The 17,024-nt window shown below is 63.8% G+C and carries 16 protein-coding genes; 11 read left to right on the plus strand and 5 right to left on the minus strand.

Annotated features, from left to right (window positions below):
• Window positions 1–3: 3 nt before the first annotated feature.
• The 4 genes from EJ067_RS12050 to EJ067_RS12065 are packed head-to-tail and all read left to right on the plus strand — an operon-like array spanning window position 4 to window position 4,023.
• Entirely contained in the window at window positions 4–1,146 is a 1,143-nt protein-coding gene (locus EJ067_RS12050) for an 8-amino-7-oxononanoate synthase (RefSeq protein WP_126089591.1), read from the plus strand.
• Entirely contained in the window at window positions 1,143–1,781 is a 639-nt protein-coding gene (bioD, locus tag EJ067_RS12055; protein WP_126085896.1) for a dethiobiotin synthase, read from the plus strand. Before EJ067_RS12050 ends, bioD begins: the two co-directional genes overlap by 4 nt.
• The gene (locus tag EJ067_RS12060) at window positions 1,778–3,043 is read left to right on the plus strand and encodes an adenosylmethionine--8-amino-7-oxononanoate transaminase (protein WP_126085897.1); all 1,266 of its coding nucleotides are present in this window, start codon (window positions 1,778–1,780) and stop codon (window positions 3,041–3,043) included. The genes bioD and EJ067_RS12060 overlap by 4 nt, the downstream gene beginning before the upstream one ends.
• The gene (locus EJ067_RS12065) at window positions 3,040–4,023 is read left to right on the plus strand and encodes a beta-ketoacyl-ACP synthase III (protein ID WP_126085898.1); all 984 of its coding nucleotides are present in this window, start codon (window positions 3,040–3,042) and stop codon (window positions 4,021–4,023) included. The genes EJ067_RS12060 and EJ067_RS12065 overlap by 4 nt, the downstream gene beginning before the upstream one ends.
• A 361-nt stretch (window positions 4,024–4,384) precedes the next feature.
• Here the strand turns inward: EJ067_RS12065 and EJ067_RS12070 are convergent, their stop codons facing one another.
• The 3 genes from EJ067_RS12070 to EJ067_RS12080 all read right to left on the minus strand — a co-directional run bounded on the left by EJ067_RS12070 (window position 4,385) and on the right by EJ067_RS12080 (window position 8,283).
• Window positions 4,385–5,329, minus strand: a complete 945-nt coding sequence (locus EJ067_RS12070; protein WP_126089592.1) for a formylglycine-generating enzyme family protein — start codon at window positions 5,327–5,329, stop codon at window positions 4,385–4,387.
• A gap of 16 nt (window positions 5,330–5,345) precedes the next feature.
• A complete protein-coding gene (locus EJ067_RS12075) occupies window positions 5,346–6,854 on the minus strand; it encodes a sulfatase-like hydrolase/transferase (RefSeq protein WP_126085899.1) in 1,509 nt (502 codons plus the stop codon).
• Between the two features lie 640 nt (window positions 6,855–7,494).
• Window positions 7,495–8,283, minus strand: coding sequence for a hypothetical protein (locus EJ067_RS12080; RefSeq protein ID WP_126085900.1), 789 nt, complete (start codon window positions 8,281–8,283; stop codon window positions 7,495–7,497).
• A 226-nt stretch (window positions 8,284–8,509) separates the two neighbouring features.
• Between EJ067_RS12080 and EJ067_RS12085 the strand changes: the two genes are divergently transcribed.
• The 4 genes from EJ067_RS12085 (at window position 8,510) to EJ067_RS12110 (ending at window position 13,583) form a co-directional block, all read left to right on the plus strand.
• Entirely contained in the window at window positions 8,510–9,484 is a 975-nt protein-coding gene (locus EJ067_RS12085; RefSeq protein WP_126085901.1) for a helix-turn-helix domain-containing protein, read from the plus strand.
• Window positions 9,485–9,766: 282 nt separating this feature from the next.
• Window positions 9,767–10,030, plus strand: a complete 264-nt coding sequence (locus EJ067_RS12090) for a hypothetical protein (RefSeq protein WP_245468298.1) — start codon at window positions 9,767–9,769, stop codon at window positions 10,028–10,030.
• A 22-nt stretch (window positions 10,031–10,052) separates the two neighbouring features.
• The gene (locus tag EJ067_RS12100) at window positions 10,053–12,131 is read left to right on the plus strand and encodes a mechanosensitive ion channel family protein (protein ID WP_189510555.1); all 2,079 of its coding nucleotides are present in this window, start codon (window positions 10,053–10,055) and stop codon (window positions 12,129–12,131) included.
• A gap of 390 nt (window positions 12,132–12,521) precedes the next feature.
• A complete protein-coding gene (locus EJ067_RS12110) occupies window positions 12,522–13,583 on the plus strand; it encodes a maleylacetate reductase (protein WP_126085904.1) in 1,062 nt (353 codons plus the stop codon).
• A 58-nt stretch (window positions 13,584–13,641) separates the two neighbouring features.
• On the opposite strand, the gene EJ067_RS12115 is transcribed toward EJ067_RS12110, so the two are convergent.
• Window positions 13,642–14,730 (minus strand): helix-turn-helix transcriptional regulator, encoded by a 1,089-nt coding sequence (locus tag EJ067_RS12115; RefSeq protein WP_126085905.1) that lies wholly within the window; start codon window positions 14,728–14,730, stop codon window positions 13,642–13,644.
• Between the two features lie 213 nt (window positions 14,731–14,943).
• On the opposite strand from EJ067_RS12115, the gene EJ067_RS12120 reads away from it, so the two are divergent.
• Together EJ067_RS12120 and EJ067_RS12125 are read left to right on the plus strand one after the other, a co-directional pair.
• Window positions 14,944–15,384 (plus strand): hypothetical protein, encoded by a 441-nt coding sequence (locus EJ067_RS12120; RefSeq protein WP_126085906.1) that lies wholly within the window; start codon window positions 14,944–14,946, stop codon window positions 15,382–15,384.
• Window positions 15,385–15,492: 108 nt separating this feature from the next.
• The gene (locus EJ067_RS12125; protein ID WP_245468248.1) at window positions 15,493–15,978 is read left to right on the plus strand and encodes a hypothetical protein; all 486 of its coding nucleotides are present in this window, start codon (window positions 15,493–15,495) and stop codon (window positions 15,976–15,978) included.
• Between the two features lie 113 nt (window positions 15,979–16,091).
• Here EJ067_RS12125 and EJ067_RS35670 read toward each other — a convergent pair whose 3' ends face one another.
• A complete protein-coding gene (locus EJ067_RS35670) occupies window positions 16,092–16,220 on the minus strand; it encodes a hypothetical protein (protein ID WP_281058983.1) in 129 nt (42 codons plus the stop codon).
• A 29-nt stretch (window positions 16,221–16,249) separates the two neighbouring features.
• On the opposite strand from EJ067_RS35670, the gene EJ067_RS12130 reads away from it, so the two are divergent.
• The gene (locus EJ067_RS12130) at window positions 16,250–17,014 is read left to right on the plus strand and encodes a pseudouridine synthase (RefSeq protein WP_126085907.1); all 765 of its coding nucleotides are present in this window, start codon (window positions 16,250–16,252) and stop codon (window positions 17,012–17,014) included.
• The last annotated feature ends 10 nt before the right edge of the window (window positions 17,015–17,024 follow it).

Consider the following 17,024-nt stretch of genomic DNA (forward strand, 5'->3'; position numbering starts at 1 on the left):
CGGGTGAACGGCCGAGCGCTGCTCGACCGCTACGAGGCCAGCTTGCGCGGGCTGGCCCGCAAGGACCGCTTGCGGAACCTCAGCGCCCGCTCGGGCACCGACTTCGCCTCCAACGACTATCTCGGCCTCGCGCGCTCAAGCCGCCTGGCTGATGCGGTTGCTGCTGCGCTAGCCGCCGGCACCCCCGTCGGGGCGACCGGCTCGCGGCTGCTGCGCGGCAATGACCCGGAACACGAGGCGCTCGAAGCCAAGGCAGCCGGCTTCTTCGGCACGGAGCGCGCCCTTTTCTTCGGCGGCGGCTATGTCGCCAATTTCGCGGTGCTCACGACCTTGCCCCAGAAGGGTGACCTGGTGGTGCTGGACGAACTCATCCATGCCAGCGCCCATGAGGGGGCGCGGGCCGGTCGCGCCGAAGTGGCGGAAGTCGCGCACAACGAAGCGAGTGCCGTGGACGATGCAATCCGAACCTGGCGCGCGAGAGGCGGCGCCGGCCGACCCTGGATCGTGGTCGAGAGCCTCTACAGCATGGATGGCGACCGGGCGCCGCTCGCTGAGCTGATCTCGGTCGCGGACCACCACGATGCATTCCTGTTTGTCGACGAGGCGCATGCCACCGGCGTCTACGGCGCGGACGGGCGCGGGCTCGCGCACGACTTCGAAGGCCGCGACAATGTCGTGGTGCTGCACACCTGCGGCAAGGCGCTGGGCGCGTCCGGCGCGCTGGTCACCGCTCCGGCGGTGCTGTGCGACTATCTCGTAAACCGCTGCCGTCCCTTCATCTACGCCACGGCGCCCTCGCCGCTTATTGCGGTGGCAGCGGCGGCGGCCCTCGACATCGTCGCCCAGGAGCCCGATCGTCGCGAGCGTTTGGCCCAGTTGGTCACGCTTGCGGGCAAGAGGACCGAGGAGCTCGGCTTGCCTGCGAGCGGTTCGCAGATCCTGCCGATCATCGTCGGCGACAACGCGCGCGCCATGGCGCTGGCGGAGGCCTTGCAATCGCGCGGCTTCGACGTGCGCGGCATCCGCCCTCCAACTGTGCCGGAGGGCACGGCGAGGCTGCGCATCTCGTTGACGTTGAATGTCGGCGAGGCCGATGTTTCGGCGCTGTTCGATGCTCTTGCCGAGGAATGGGAGCGCTGGCAATGACGCCACGGATCGTCGTGACCGGCACCGACACCGGTGTCGGCAAGACTGTTTTTTCGGCTGGCCTCGCGGGCCTGCTCGACGGCTTCTATTGGAAGCCGGTTCAATCGGGTCTCGACGAGGAGACCGACAGCGAAGTCGTTGCCCGCCTCTCCGGCTTGCCCGCGGGGCGCGTCGTGCCTGAAGTGTACCGTCTGAAGATGCCTCTATCGCCGCATCGGTCGGCCGAAATCGACGGCGTCGCGATCGAGGCGGCAAAGCTCTCGCTTCCAGAGTTGCCAGGCACGCTCATCATCGAAGGTGCCGGCGGGCTGATGGTGCCGCTCAATCGGCAGACGAGGTTCATCGATATTTTCCGGGAATGGCAGCTGCCCGTCATTCTTTGCGCGCGCACGGCGCTCGGCACCATCAACCACACCTTGCTTTCGTTGGAAGCTCTGCGTGCCCGCTCCATACCGCTGCTCGGCATCGCATTCATCGGCGACGAGATGGCCGATACGCAAAAGACGATCGCCGAGATGGGCAAGGTGCGCATTCTCGGTCGCCTGCCCCGCGTCGACCCGCTGACGCCGGAGGCGCTCTTCGCGGCCATGTGGGCTTCTTTCAACGTGACCGACTTCACGGAGGGCCGGTCATGAGTGGCACCGCGGTCTGGCATCCCTTCACCCAGCATGCCACCGAGCCGGTGCCGCCGACGATCGCGCGCACCGAAGGCGCCTATGTCGAGACCCGCGAGGGCAACCGCATACTCGATGCAATCTCCTCGTGGTGGGTCATCACCCATGGCCATCGCCACCCGAAGATCATGGAGGCGATCCGCAACGCGGCTGAGACATTGGACCAGGTGATCTTCGCCGGTCTCAGCCACGAGCCGGCCGAGCAATTGGCTTCGGCGCTGGTCGACATGGCGCCGGCGGGCCTCGACTGGGTTTTCTATTCCGACAGCGGCTCGACCAGCGTCGAGGTGGCGCTGAAAATGGCGCTGGGCTATCATCGCAACAACGGCGCGCCGCGCTCGCGCATCGTCGTCATGGAACACGGCTATCACGGCGACACCATCGGCACGATGAGCGTCGGCGCGCGCGGCGTCTTCAATGCCGCATACGAGCCCCTGCTGTTCCAGGTCGACACAATCCCATTTCCCGCCGCCGGCCGGGAGCAGGAAACGCTCGACGCCTTCGAACGGCTGGCACGCGACCGCGAGGCTGCCGCATTGATCGTCGAGCCGCTGGTGCTCGGCGCCGGAGGCATGCTGATGTATCCGGCTTCAGTTCTCGCCGAACTCAAGCACATTGCCGAGCGCTCCGAAACGCTTTTCATCGCCGACGAGGTCATGACCGGCTGGGGCCGCGCCGGGTCCATCTTCGCCTGTGAGCAGGCAGCGATCGCGCCCGACATATTGTGCACCTCCAAGGGACTGACAGGCGGCTCGTTGCCGCTTGCGGCGACACTTGCCACCGATGCGATCTTTCGTGCGCATTACTCAAAGGACCGAGCCAGGACCTTTTTCCATTCGAGCTCCTACACGGCGAACCCGATCGCCTGCGCGGCGGCACTTGCGAATGTCGGCATCTGGAACGACGAGCCTGTGGCGGAGCGCGTTGTCGCGTTGTCGCGGATGCAGGCCGAGAAGATTGCGCGGTTCAAGGGGGACGCGCGTTTCGAGAATGTGCGCACCACCGGCACCATTGCCGCGCTCGACCTCAGCGTCGGCAACGCAGGCTATCTCGCCGAGGTCGGCCCAAGGCTGCGCGCCTTCTTCCTCGATCGCGGATTGCTGGTGCGGCCGCTCGGCAACGTCATCTACCTGCTGCCGCCTTATTGCGTAACATCGGATGAGCTCGACCGCCTCTACGCGGCAATAGACGAGGCGGCCGAGCTTGCAGGCGACAGGAGATGAACCGCACCGCGCGCATCATTGGCCTTGGCCATCACGTGCCGGCGAGCCGGGTCGGCAACGCCGAGATCGAGGCGAGCCTCGGGCTGGAGGCAGGTTGGATCGAGGGGCGCACCGGCATCCGCTCGCGTTTCTGGGCGGAGCCCGGCGACACGCTTTCGGGACTGGCGGCCAAGGCGGGCGCCATGGCTCTGGAGGCAGCCGGGATCGATCGCCAGGAGATCGGCCTGCTTTTGCTGGCGACTTCGACGCCTGACCATCTGCTGCCGCCGAGCGCGCCGCTGGTGGCGCACAAGCTCGGCCTCGAAAAGGCCGGCGGCGTCGACCTGGCCGGCGCCTGCGCGGGATTCATCTATGCCTTGACCTTCGCCGACGGCTTCGTGCGCCTGCACAACAAGCCGGCCATCGTCATCGCCGCCAACATTCTGAGCCGTCGGATCAATCCGGCCGAGCGGGCGAGCGCCGTGCTGTTCGCCGATGCCGCTGGCGCCATGGTGCTCGCCCCCTCAAGCGATCCCCGCTACGGCATCCTCGGCTCCTCCTTCGCCTCGGACGGCTCCGCCTACGACCTGATCCACATCCCTGCGGGTGGCAGCAACCGTCCGTTCTCCGACGAAATCGACATCGCAGAAACCCGCATGACGATCGCCAACGGCCGCGAAGTCTTCGCCAAGGCTGTGGAGATGATGAGCCGCTGTTCTGCCGAGGCGCTGGCTTCAGCCGGCCTTTCGGCGCCGGACGTCACCCGCTTCGTGCCGCACCAGGCCAATGCCCGCATCTTCAACGCCGTCGGCAAGTCGCTCGGCATCGAGGATGAGCGGATCGTCAAGACCATCACCGACTATGGCAACTCGTCAGCCGCGACGATACCTCTGTCATTGTCGGTTGCTCACAGCGCCAATCCCTTTCGACCGGGCGAGAAATTGCTGTTCGCAGCGGCCGGTGCCGGGTTGACCGGCGGGGCGCTGGTGGTTGGCGTTTAGCTTGGCGTGATATTCAGGAACCGAACCAAGCCACAGCAATATTTCGTTGGTCGCCGTTACCACTGCGCAATCCTCTGGCAGCATCCCCTCTTCGCCCGACATGCCCTCTCGCCGGAGCCTCTATGCTTCAGTCTCCGCAAGCAGCCGAATTGTTTGTCTTTCGACACGGAAGTCGTGCTTCAGCGAATTTCATCGCGGTTCGGCAAACTTCGTCCAACGGGCCGAGGCGTTGGTATTTTCGGTGGTATCGGCGGGCCTGAAACCGAGCCGGTATCGTCCCGTCAACCTGCCCACGCATTTGCCCGGACTCGCAGTTCGGACTTTCTGCGCGCAATGGCACCTGCCGAGCGCAGGACAGCCATCAGGCTGGACGCATGATGCAACGGAAGCCGAGGTGACAGGTCGATGTGTCCACCGGCTGCGCCATGCGAGCCGCCGGGCGGTAGCGGCGGCAGTAGCTGGGGGCGCACAGGAAAGACCCGCCCTTGGTGACCTTTCGCGGAATCCTGACGTCGGGCGTCAGCGGATCGTAGCTCGCGTCGCGCTCGCCGCCGCGCGGATTTTCCATCGTGCAGCAGGGGCTCTCGATGCGGCGGTGCTCCTGGTACCAGTCCGTGGTCCACTGCCAGACGTTGCCGGCCATGTCATGGAGCCCGTAGCCGTTTGCCGGGAACGAGCCGACCGGCGCGGTCCATTCGTAGCCGTCTTCGCAATCGTTGCGGAATGGAAATTCGCCCTGATAGGTGTTGGCCATATGCTGACCACCTGGGGTCAGTTCGTCGCCCCACACGAATTCGGCGCCGTCCAGCCCGCCGCGCGCGGCGAACTCCCACTCGGCCTCGGTCGGCAGCGCCTTTCCCGCCCAGGCCGCATAGGCTTCCGCGTCCTCGTAGGCGATGTGCACGACGGGATGGTTTTCGAGCCCCTTGAGGCCGCTGGCAGACCCGCGCGGATGCCGCCAATTGGCGCCGCGCACGTAAGCCCACCAGTTGTAGTGATTGTTGCGATCAATCCCGCGCGAGGGCCTGACGAACAAGGCTGATGCCGGCGCCAAGGCTTCCGCGCCGGCTCCAGGATAATCCGCCGCATTTGCCGGACGCTCGGCCAGCGTGACGTAACCTGTGGCCTCGACAAAGCGTCTGAACTCAGCATTCGTGACGGTCGTGCGATCCATCCGGAAGCCGCCGACGACAACGCGGTGCGCCGGCGCCTCTTCGGGATAGTGGCTGTTCGAGCCCATCAGGAATTGGCCGCCGGGGATCCACAGCATGTCCTCGCGCGCCGGCGCCTCGATCGACCTGCCCATCCCGCCGTTAGGGCGATCAGTCCCCGACATTGAACATTTCGGATTCGTCAGGCAGCAAGGTTTCTGTATGAAGCACTATTCTCACCGAATCCAGCAGGAACAGAGGGGGAGCCATCTGAGATGCAAGTTCGACAATCCGCGCTTGCAGCTTCTTGACCATGTCAGGATTTTGATCGGCCAGGTTGGTGGTTTCCGACGGATCCTTGGCAAGATCAAAGAGCTCGACCTTCGGCGGCAGCACTGCCTTCCACACCACTTTCCAGTCGCCCTGCCGCACGGCGCCGTCCATCGGTTCAATGTTATAGACAATCTCGGTTCGGGGAGAGGGTTTTCCTTCGGCGATTGTCGGCCACATGTCCATGCCGTCCAACGGCTTGCTCTTCGCCGGCTTGGCGCCAGCCACGGCCGCGAGTGTCGGAAACATGTCGGTGACATGAACCATGCCGTCAACAACACCGGGCTTGATCTTTCCCGGCCAGTTGAGGAGTGCAGCGACACGGGTGCCTCCTTCATAGGTCGTACCCTTGCCCTCCCGATAAGGACCATTGTCGGCGGGGAGCTTGCCCTTGACGGCGCTCTCGCCGGCAAAGTGCGCGTTGGTCACGCCGCCATTGTCGCTCTGGAATACGATCAATGTGTTCTCGCGCATGCCACGCTTCTCGAGGGCGGCGACGACCTTGCCGACCTCGTCGTCCAGCAGCGAAACCATGGCAGCATACTTCCGTCGGCTCTCGTCGGCGATATGGCTGTAGCGATCGATATATTCCTTGGGAGCCTGGAAGGGGGTATGCGGCGCCGTAAAGGCCAGGTAAAGGAACAACGGTTTCTTGCCGTCATGCTTCTCGATCACGCGCACCGCTTCGGCGCCGAACAGGATGTTGTCGAAGCCTTTCTCCTTGAGAGGCTTGTTGTTGCGGAACCAATCCGCAGTTCCGTTGGCCGCTTTATGAGTGAAGTGGTCGATCTCGCCAAGCAAGGCGCCATAGAAAGAATCAAAACCACGCTGGCGCGGCCATAATGCCGTCTTAGCTTGCCCGAGGTGCCATTTGCCGCTCATGGCAGTGGTGTACCCCGCGTCCTTGAGCATCTGCGGCAACATATATTCGTCCAGTGCCACGCCATATGAGCCGCCCTGAGGAATAACGGCCGTTTGCATGCCATAGCGGCATGGATAGCGGCCGGTCATCAGTGCGGCGCGTGTCGGCGTGCACATCGGTTGGGCGTAGAATTGCTCCAGCCGCACGCCTTCGGCCGCCAGTTTGTCGATGTTGGGCGTCTTGATGTCCGAGCCATGGTAGCCCACGTCCTTCCAGCCTTGGTCGTCGGTGATGATGTAAACGATGTTGGGAGGTGTCGTTTCGGCCGACGCCGGCTGAACACCGGCGAGGCCGGCAAGCGCCCCTGAAAGGCCGACGGGCGCGGCAAACCGCGTAACGGCAGCAGCCGTCCCCGCCATCAATGCGTCGCGCCGCGTTATCTTGGCGCTTGCACCGGCTTCAGTCGGGAAGTCACGATCATTGCTCATGTTGTGCCCCTGCTCTGCTAATTCATACCGTCCTACTCAAAACAATGGCGCGTCTAGCGTTCTGGCGCGGATCATTTCCTTGGAACCCAGGGGCAGCGAAAGGGCTTGGCATCGACATCGGCCGCCGGCTTGCCGCGATATCTCTTGGATTCCGAAAAAAGCGTGTCAGCACCGTCATGGCCTCTCCAGGAAGCCGCCGGCTCCACAAGGCACGATCGCAGCCGGGCGCTCGATGTCCCTCTGCACACGCCTCTAAATGGTCTTGCCTGTTCATGCTCCCCGTTCGCCGTACATCGGCGATATTCCTGCGCTATTTGATCTCGCGCAATTCGAGCTTAAGCTATACCTAATACAACCGTCCTGCTATCCACTTTGCGCAAAGGATGTATTTTTTCGTCCCTGGCCCGTATCGCTTTCGCACGGCGAAGCGCCGTTCGACCTAGAAAGCCGGCCGACGCGGCCTTCGAGGCATGCCCGGCCACCGCCGATGATGAGAGCGGCATTCGATATGGCAGCGCAGACGCTCTTCCCTGGCGCGTGTCAGTGCGTCAGTTCAGCCATGGGAACGGAAGCATTCCGGAACCAAACGCGGGCGCTGCCGCGAACAATCAGTTCCGGTCAATCTTCTATTGGGTGGCCTCTATTGGGTGGCCGAGAATTGATAGGTGAACCCCAACATCGGACCCTGCTGGGTGAGTTTGTTCACGAATCCGTCGTGGCTATAATTGTCGTGCACGGCCCGATAGCCGACGAACATCGACATCTTGTCGTTGAACTGATAGCCGGCGCCGCCCATCACGTCCCACATGGATTTGGATCCTGCGCCGAAACCACCCACAAGGCCCCAGCCGGCGAGGTAGATTCCATTGCCGACATCGGCCTTGAATTTGGCGCCGATCACCGGATCGACCCAGGTATCGCCGTCACTGGCTGAGCTGCCATCAAGCGCACCGCCATGGAAGTCGAAACTGTTGTCGACCGACCAGAGGCGGGCGCCGGCCACGAGGTCGAAATTCGTCCCATCCTGATAGTAAACGCTGTAACCACCGAGCGCTGTCCCCATGAAAGTGCTCACCGTCGCATCGATGTTGGAGGCGAGGATACCCTTCGGGGTGCCTATGTTGGCGTCGAGCTTGGCGTAAACTATGTCCGTGCTGATGGTGAAAGGCCCGTTGCGAGCTTCCGTAAGCCCCATGAACCCGAATTTGAGGTGGTTCAGCACGTCGCTGAAACTCACATCGACATCCTGAGGCGGGAATCCGAAGATCCCGCTTTCGCCTTTGATACCCGACGCCCAGAGATATGGGGCGACAGTGAAGGTCCAGCCATCATCCTTTTGCTTGGTGACGTCTGCCGCAAACGCATTGGCCGCACCAAATACCAATGCTCCCGCCATTGCAAAGCCGGCCAAACGAATTTTCTTCATCATCGTCCCCACTTGTCGTCTTTGCAGCCCCGACTCGGCCGAGCCGAGACTCGGGCCTCGATGCTGAATGAACCCTCACTTTGCGCGCTCCGTCAATTTGGCCGCACGCGATATCCCCACTGAGCCGTTCGCCGGCGATATTGAGCGCGAATTGACCTCGCGCAATTTGCGCTTAAGCTATAACTAATACAATCGTCCTGCTATCCACTTTGCGCAAAGGACGCCTTGCTTGACCACGTGGCCTTCATCGCCTTCATACAGGGATGTGTTACTTGGTCCTGACGACCTTACCAGCGCCGCCTCCGGTCTGCCCGTGAAGGTCGACAGGCTTTCGGCCGGCTGGCTTCCCTCGCGCATCCGGCAAATCCAGTCCCCCGGCAAGTGGGCGCTCGACCTGCCGGAATTCAATTGCGCCTTCCGCGCCCGCGGCGGTTTCGATCAAGACTCCGTGGCGCTGGTGGCCATCGAGCGGGCCTGTGGGTCGACGATATGCGGCATCCCGCTCGAAGACGACTTGATCCTGGCAATCCCTGCCGGCACGAGCGTTACGGCGACGGTGCGGCCCGGCCTCAATTACGCAGTCGCCATCGTTCCGGCCGCGACCTGGATGGAAATCCAATCGATTGCCGCGGGTATGGTTCTCGAACAGATCAACAATCACCCCGCGGCAGTTCGGCTCGCCACGGACGAAGCGCAAAGAACCCGACGCCAGATCAAGTCGATGGCAGACCATCTCGGGACAGTTGCAGGCGATTCGGCCCTGCTGGGGCAGCCTCCGGGCGCCTTCTTGGACTATCTGGGGGCGGCGGCCGACGCGTTCGCGGGCGCAGACAGTCGTGAGACCGGGACAGCCGGTTCCGCGAGCCGCCATTTCAGACAAGCGTCGGCGGCGGAGGATTTCATTCGCACTCACATCCGGGAAGACATACCCATTGTTCGACTGTGCAAGGAAATCGGTGTCAGCCGTCGGCAGCTGGAGTACGCCTTTCGCACCACATTCGCTGCAACCCCGCTCGAATTCATCAGAGCGCTGCGCCTCAACGAAGCCAGACGGCTCCTTACCACTGCACGTGCAAACGGCTTGAGCGTTACAACAGTCGCCATGGATGTCGGGGTCAACCATCTGGGCCGTTTCGCCGCGAGCTATCGCCTGTTCTTCGGCGAGTCTCCCAAGCAAACACTTCAGCGTGCCGGGAGAACGTGACCAGGGCGTAGCGCGCCAAGAATTGCGCCACGTATCATTGCAAGCAGTTTCGATGGATTTTGCGCAATCCGGATAGAAGTCGCTCTCGATAATTAGTATATTCTAAAATGCTAACAAAAAACCGCCTCTGGCATGCGGGGCCAGGGAGCGGGCGCAGGCTTGCAACGGGCGCGTGGTCATATCGGCCGCGAAACGCACGGAGTGGTGAGCTTTTGGGAGGATGCAAAAATGACAAGACCTAGCTTGAAGTCGACCGGCGCTGCCGGATTCGCCGTCGCCCTGATGTTTGCAGGGCTCGTCGAGACCCCCTTCGCCTCTTTCGTCGGCGACGCGCAGGCGAAAGTCGGCCGCCCGCTCACGCCAGGCAGTGTCGCGGGGGTTGCGAGGCGCACGACACGCCGGACGATTCGCCGCTCGACCATTTACGTCACCAGGCTGCCCGCGGGGTGTGTGAGGAGCTCGATCAACGGCACTGTGCTGTGGCACTGCGGCGGCACCTATTATCAGCCCTATGGCGGACGCTACGTGGTCGTGCACGTACATTGAGCGGAAGTGGCCGGAGCGCTCGATGAGCAACGCACTGCTCACTCGAATTGGCATTCTGCTGTCGGCCGTCGTCGTGATTTGCTTCTGGGGGCTTGGGGCCTCCTGGGCCCAGCAGCCTGCCGCCGGCATGCCGCCTGAAAAGGCACGGCAGTTCCTTGACCTGCTGTCCGACCCGGAGGTGAAGGTATGGCTCGAAGGAAAGATACCGCCGGCCGCCGAGGAGCCGGCTGCCGCATCGCTGGCCGACGCGATCTCGAGCTGGGAGGCAGCCGTTCGCACACGTGTCGCCGCGCTCGCCGATGCCGTTCCCCGCATCCCGCAGGAGCTCGCTAACGCCGCCGGCGTCGTCTCGCGCGACGTGAATTCAGGCAGGCCCGGCCTGGTGATCCTGATCCTGTCGGTCCTGATTGTCGTCGGCTCTGGCGCCGAGTGGCTGGTCCGCCGGGCTTTGGCGCTCGGCCGTTCCGAGGGAACAGTTGACCCCGGGCAGGCGGCCCTGTCCGAGGTCGCTGCCTTGCTGACGTTTGCCCTGGCCAGCATCAGTTCGTTCCTCGTGTTCGAATGGCCGCCCTTGCTGCGCCGCATCGTGCTGACCTCGCTGCTCGCCTTCATCGCCGTGCGTGTCGTCCGCGCAACTGTCAGGTTGCTGTTTGGACTTGCCGGCACGGGAAACCGAACGTCGGATGAGACGCCGACGGCAATTTCCGTCGCAAGCGACATCGCGCAGCGTTTCTGGCTCCCACGCGTGAGCCTCATCGCCGGCTTTCTGCTGTTTGGCTGGGCCTTGGTCAGCCTCATGCCCAGCATCGGTTTCTCCATCGACGTGACGCGGGTGGTTGCCCTGTTTTGCGGCCTGGGCATGTTGGCCATCGCCATCGAAATCGTCTGGCGGCGGCCGGCCACGACAGCATCCGCTGCCAGGCAATCGCTGCTGACACTCTATCTGATCGCGCTCTGGCTGGCCTGGGTGGCAGGACTGCTCGGCGTGCTGTGGCTCGGCCTCTATGCGGTGCTGTTGCCGGCGGCGGTGCGTGGGGTTGGCAACGTCGCACAGGCCATCGCCGGCAGAGCGGAGCGCAGCGGCGCCCTCGGCATCATGCTGAACGTTTTGATCGTCAGGGGCGCCAGGGCAGCGGTAATCGGCGCTGCGGTCGCCTGGCTCGCCTATATCTGGCGCATCAGGGCTGCAGCCCTTGCCGGCAGTGAAGCCGGGGCGATCGTGATTTCAGGCCTGCTCAACAGCATCATCGTGCTCCTGGTGGCGGATCTGCTTTGGCAGCTGGCGAAAGCGTTGATCGCTTATCGGATGGAGCTTGCGCCAAAGGAAGGGTCCCATGCCGACGAGCTTGCCCGCAGCGGCCGGCTGCGCACGCTGCTGCCGATATTCCGCAACGTGCTCGCTGTCTTCATCGGGGCCGTCAGCGTGCTGACAATCCTGTCCGGACTCGGCGTGCAGATCGCACCTTTGATCGCCGGCGCGGGCATTTTCGGCGTGGCCATCGGCTTCGGCTCGCAGACCCTGGTCAAGGACGTGCTGAGCGGCGTTTTCTATATGCTCGACGATGCCTTCCGTGTCGGCGAGTATATCCAGAGCGGCAGCTATAAGGGCACCGTTGAATCGTTCAGCCTGCGGTCGGTCAGGCTGCGGCATCACCGCGGACCGATTTTCACCGTGCCGTTCGGCGAGCTCGGCGCCATCCAGAACATGAGCCGTGACTGGGTGATGGACAAGATGGCTCTCAGTATCACCTACGATTCTGATGTGGATCTCGCCCGCAGGCTCATCAAGAAGATCGGCCAGGAGCTGGCCGCGGATCCCGAGTTCGCGGCCGATACGATCGAGCCGCTGAAAATGCAAGGTGTCGACAGCTTTGGCGACTCCGGGATCGACCTCAGGATGAAGCTGATGACCAAGCCGGGAACCCAGTTCGGCATCAAGCGGCGAGCCTTCATGATGATCAAGAAGGCATTCGACGAGAACGGCATCAAGCTCGCCGTTCCCACCGTGCATGTGGAGAGTGGCGGCGACAACGCGGCCGCCGCCCAGCAACTGCTCAAGATGAAGCAGGCAGCCGAGCTGGCGGCAAACTCCGGCACCTGACGGCACTCGGTCGGTCACGGCGCTGCAGCCCATGGGGGCGAGGTGCTGGTAAGAGAAGAGCCTTGGCTCAGCTACGGACGCAATCCCGGCGAATAGCGCGGAGCTGCAGTCTCACGAGCCGAGGCGATAGGCGAGTTGCGGACGAGACAGGCCGAGAAGACGTGACGCCGCCGCGGGATTTCCACCGGCCAGGTCAAGGGCGGCTTGATAGACCGCGCGCTCCAAGTCCCTCAACGAAACCCTATTTCTTTCCATCAGCTCAATCACATGGCAGCCTGATGACGCTGGAATTGATCCAGGCTTCGGCGCATGCTTCACCAAGCAGGATGCCCACTGGTCGCTCGACTTCACCTTCGTGATGGTGCGGGCGAAGAAAGAGCGGAGGGCGGCATGACGCGCAACTTCACCTACCAGGGCAGCAGCGCGCGCATCATCTTCGGCAACGGTGCGTCGATGCAAACCGCCGAGCATGTCGAGGCGCTGAACTGCCGCCGCGCCCTGGTGCTGTCGACGCCGCAGCAGGCGAAGGACGCCGAGGCGCTGGCGGAACGGCTCGGCGCGCTTTGTGTCGGCACTTTCTCCGGCGCCACCATGCACACGCCGGTCGAGGTCACCGAACGCGCGGTCGCCGAGGCCGGCAAATTCAGAGCCGACTGTGTTGTGTCGCTCGGCGGCGGATCGACGACCGGGCTCGGCAAGGCGATCGCCTACCGCACCGACATCGCACAGGTCGTCATCCCGACGACCTATGCCGGTTCGGAAGTGACGCCAATTCTCGGGCAGACCGAAGGCGGCGCCAAAACCACATTGCGCAGCCCCAAGGTGCTGCCCGAACTGGTGATCTACGATCCGGAGCTGACGCTTGGCCTGCCGGTCGGCATCAGCGTGACAAGCGGCCTCAACGCCATCGCGCATGCCGCCGAAGGCCTCTATGCCGAGGACCGCAACCCGATCACCTCGATGATGGCGACCGAGGGCATGCGCGCGCTGAAGGAAGCGTTGCCGGTGATCGTCGTCAGCCCTCGCGATGCGGATGCGCGCGCCAAGGCGCTCTACGGCGCATGGCTTTGCGGCACCGTGCTCGGCCAGGTCGCCATGGCGTTGCACCACAAGATCTGCCACACGCTGGGCGGCAGTTTCGACACGCCGCATGCCGAGACGCATGCGATCATGCTGCCGCACACGATCGGCTTCAACGCGGCTGCCGTGCCCGACCTGCTGCGGCCGGTGGCGGACATCTTCGGCGGCTCGCCCGGACAGGCATTCTACGATTTCGCCAAGACCATCGGCGCGCCGCAGGCACTGAAGGATTTCGGGTTGAAGGAGAGCGACCTCGACCGCGCGGCCGAGATCGCCACCAAAAGCCCCTACCCCAATCCGCGGCCATTCGATCGCGCGTCCATCCGCTCGCTGCTGCAGAGCGCATGGCAAGGAGGCCGTCCGCCACATTGAGTTCTGTCGGGGGATGATTACCAGACGTGAATTGCTGAAGACCGCCGCCGGCTGCCGATCACCGCGCCTGCGACACCAGCGGCTGCATCGTCTTCAGCATGGCGACGAGCTGGCTCTGCTGATGGGTGCCGGTTTTCTGGAAGACGCGCTCGAGATAGGTGCGGGCGGACTTGACGGTGACGCCGTGCCGGCTCGCGGACTGAGCCAGTGTGAGACCGGCCGCCAGATCGGTCGCAAGCCGCGCTTCCGCCGGCGTCAGGTCGAACAAGGCGTTGAGAAGGCTCGCCGACGGCACGAGCGCGCTGGGTTTGACCGGCGTCGCCATCACCAGCATGTCGGCATTGCCGAAGATGTCGTGCGCGGCGCGCCGCAGCGGCAGGAGATGGATGACGAAGGGAGCCTCGTCGCCGATCTTCGGCACGGGAATGGACCCGACCGCGTTGCCGGATCGGCCCATTCCTGTCACGGCCTCCTGAAACAGCCGGTTTGCATCACGGTCGGCGATCGCCAGTCCGCCATGGGCCACAGGCAGGAACGCCGCATCAAGCCGGTCCAGGTGCGGGTTCGTCGCCACGACCCGCCCGTTCGACGAAAGCACGGCGGCCGGCAGGCCGAGCAGGTTGAGCGCCGAGGCCGTCGCTTCCGCGCGCTCGACCCTCAATCGCCCGGCGACCAGGCTGGCCCTGGCCAGATGAGGCCTCAGCCCATCGAGCCGATCGACCTCGCCATGCTCGTAACCGCCATCCTTGATCCACTTCTGGAACACGAATGTCGCGAGCTCGCCGGTCGGCATGGGAATTGCGGTGCACAGATGAGCGCCGATACCGAATTGCCTCAGCATGATGCGGGCCGGGTCCCGCTCGATCTCCTGCTGGCTCATGAAGTCGTCGACGCGCACGAAGCTTGCCGGCTGCAGGCTGCACATCTTCTGGACACTGTCGCAGAATTTCCAGAAATCGCCCTTGACGAACTCGTCGAACAACACCCGCAGATTGTCCAGCGTCGTTCCGCGCGGCGGGCTGTCATCGCTGAAGAAGAAAACCTGCGCGCTGGCCGAGTTCGACAGCTCGCTCGCCTTCTGGAGCACGTGGTTCCACCGCTCCGGGACGAAGGCAGCCTCGTAGATGAGTTCAATCAGGTCGATCATGATTGCCGTGGGGATCGATATGAGCGCAAAGGTGCAGACAGCGGCCAGTATCTGTCGCCGGCGTCCCGATCTCAAGCCGGAGCGCCGCATGAGCACGGGACTGGGCCTCGGCGATGAAATGCATTTGCGCGCATCGGGCCGATGGCGGATTTCATTTGCTTGGTGATCCCCCTTCGATAGGGCAAACTGCCTGCCGGGCTGTCAGGAGGAGAAATGAGAGCACGCGCAGCGACGGTCGGAGACCTCGAGGATGTTTTCCGCAGCCTGTCCAAGCGAATGTCGGACGAGTACCTGGCGGCCGGCAAGGACAGCAAAGCCGCCTACGACAATCTGATGATGAACCTGAAGGAAGGCCGGGCGCATGCGCTGGTCGAGGACGACAAGGCCGTCGCCATTGTCGCCTGGCATGAGCACGGCGACGCGGCCGACACGTTTTTTGCGGCACAGGAGGATTTCTTCAGAGCGGCAACCGTTCGCTTCTGCAGGCGTCACATCCGCCATATCCAGGCACTCGCCGGCAACCTGCCCGTACACTCGCGCAGCTGGCTCCATGGACCGGACGTCGCAAAATGGTTCCGGGTCATCGGCTATGTCGACCAAGGGCGGCTGAGTGGCGCTACCCTGTTCGAGCTGCCGCCAGCGCCCAATGGCTGAGACCGGTTGTTCCCGCAGCGGCTTGCACCGCACACGAATTGGCGGGATGGTATGGAAGGCAGCCGGGGGCGCTGGCACGCCGGAGGTTGATGGCTGCTGGAAATCGAAATGGTGCGCGCTTGTTTGGCCTTCGTCGCCCTTGTTGCCCTGATGGGGCCGACAGACGCAGGCGAGCGGCTGGCTCATCTCATCGACAATTCCGGTCTAGCGGCAGCCTACTTGGGTGAATCCGACCTTGTGACTGCCTATACAACCGGGATGGCCCGCTACCGTCTTCAGCTCATGGCGCGCACCGGCACGGGCAACCTCGCCGCTCCTCTCGAACCCCTGACTTTGCGGCCGGAATTTCGCCAGCGGACATGGCGCTCCGCCGATGGCAGCCTGCTGCAAGGCTTCGCCGGCAAGGGCGGCTTCCGGCTGACCGTCGGCAACTGCCTTGCCCGCATTTGTGCGGCCAGCGAATGCAGCGAGGCCGGCTGGCCGGTCTATGCCTGCAGCGACGGCCGCAAGCGCAAGATGTCGGTCAAGAGCTTCGTGGCGGCAACCTTCGACGGCATTCCCTACCGGCGGCTGAGCGCTCCGCCGGAACCATGACGCCGCAACGCGTCGACTGCCCTGCCCGCTTCAACGTCACCGAAACGCCTGCGTGGCGCGCGGAAGGTTCTGGCGCGAAGCCAGCAAGATCATGATTGCGCGTCACGATCCCCCTACTGCTCCAGCATGCCAATTTTCGAAATCCATCTCGATTCCCAGCCAACCAGAACAATTCCAGGCAAAGCGAACAGCGATTCTGTGAAAGCCGAACGCTCCGGGTTTGAAGCTGTCAGGTTGCGCATGCGCCGCGCCGCATGGCATCTGTCGGCCGATGACACGCAAGCCCGCACGACAGCTCCCCGAACCGCCGCGACGACCGCTCGCTGGGAAAGTCAGTCTCACCCGGGCACTGTCGAAGCTTGGATTCTGCTCTCGCAAGCAGGCCGAACTGAAGATCGCCGAGGGGCGCGTGCGCGTTGCCGGCAAGGTGGCGCGCGACCCGTCGCTGCGTGTCGATCCCGACCGCGATCGCATCACAGTCGATGGCGCGCAGGTCGCCGCGGAACGGAAAATCTACCTGATGGTCAACAAGCCGCGCGGGCTGGTCACCACGCGCGACGATCCTGAAGGGCGAGGCACCGTCTATGACTGCCTTGTCGATCTCGAGCTGCCTTTCGTGTCGCCGGTCGGCCGCCTCGACAAGGCGAGCGAAGGCCTGCTTTTGATGACCAACGACACGCGCTGGGCGAACGCGCTGCTCGACCCGGCCTCGCATGTCGCCAAGACCTACCATGTGCAGATCGCTTCCGCCCCTGACGAGGCGATGCTCGAGCGGTTCCGCCAGGGCGCTGTCGTCGATGGCGAACTGCTGACCGCAAGCTCGATCGAGCTCTTGCGCAGCGGCGGGCGCACGGCGTGGCTGGAGATCGTGCTCGACGAGGGCCGCAACCGCCAGATCCGCCGCCTGCTCGGCGCCTTCGACTTCGAGGTGCTGAGACTGGTCCGCGTCGCGATCGGGCGCTTGCAGCTCGGCGATCTGGCGAAGGGCAAGGCGCGGCATCTGACCGCCGAGGAGCTGGCGATGCTTGCCGAGTGACCTCGGTATG

This window comes from Mesorhizobium sp. M1D.F.Ca.ET.043.01.1.1 (assembly GCF_003952385.1).
Classification (GTDB): Bacteria; Pseudomonadota; Alphaproteobacteria; order Rhizobiales; family Rhizobiaceae; genus Mesorhizobium.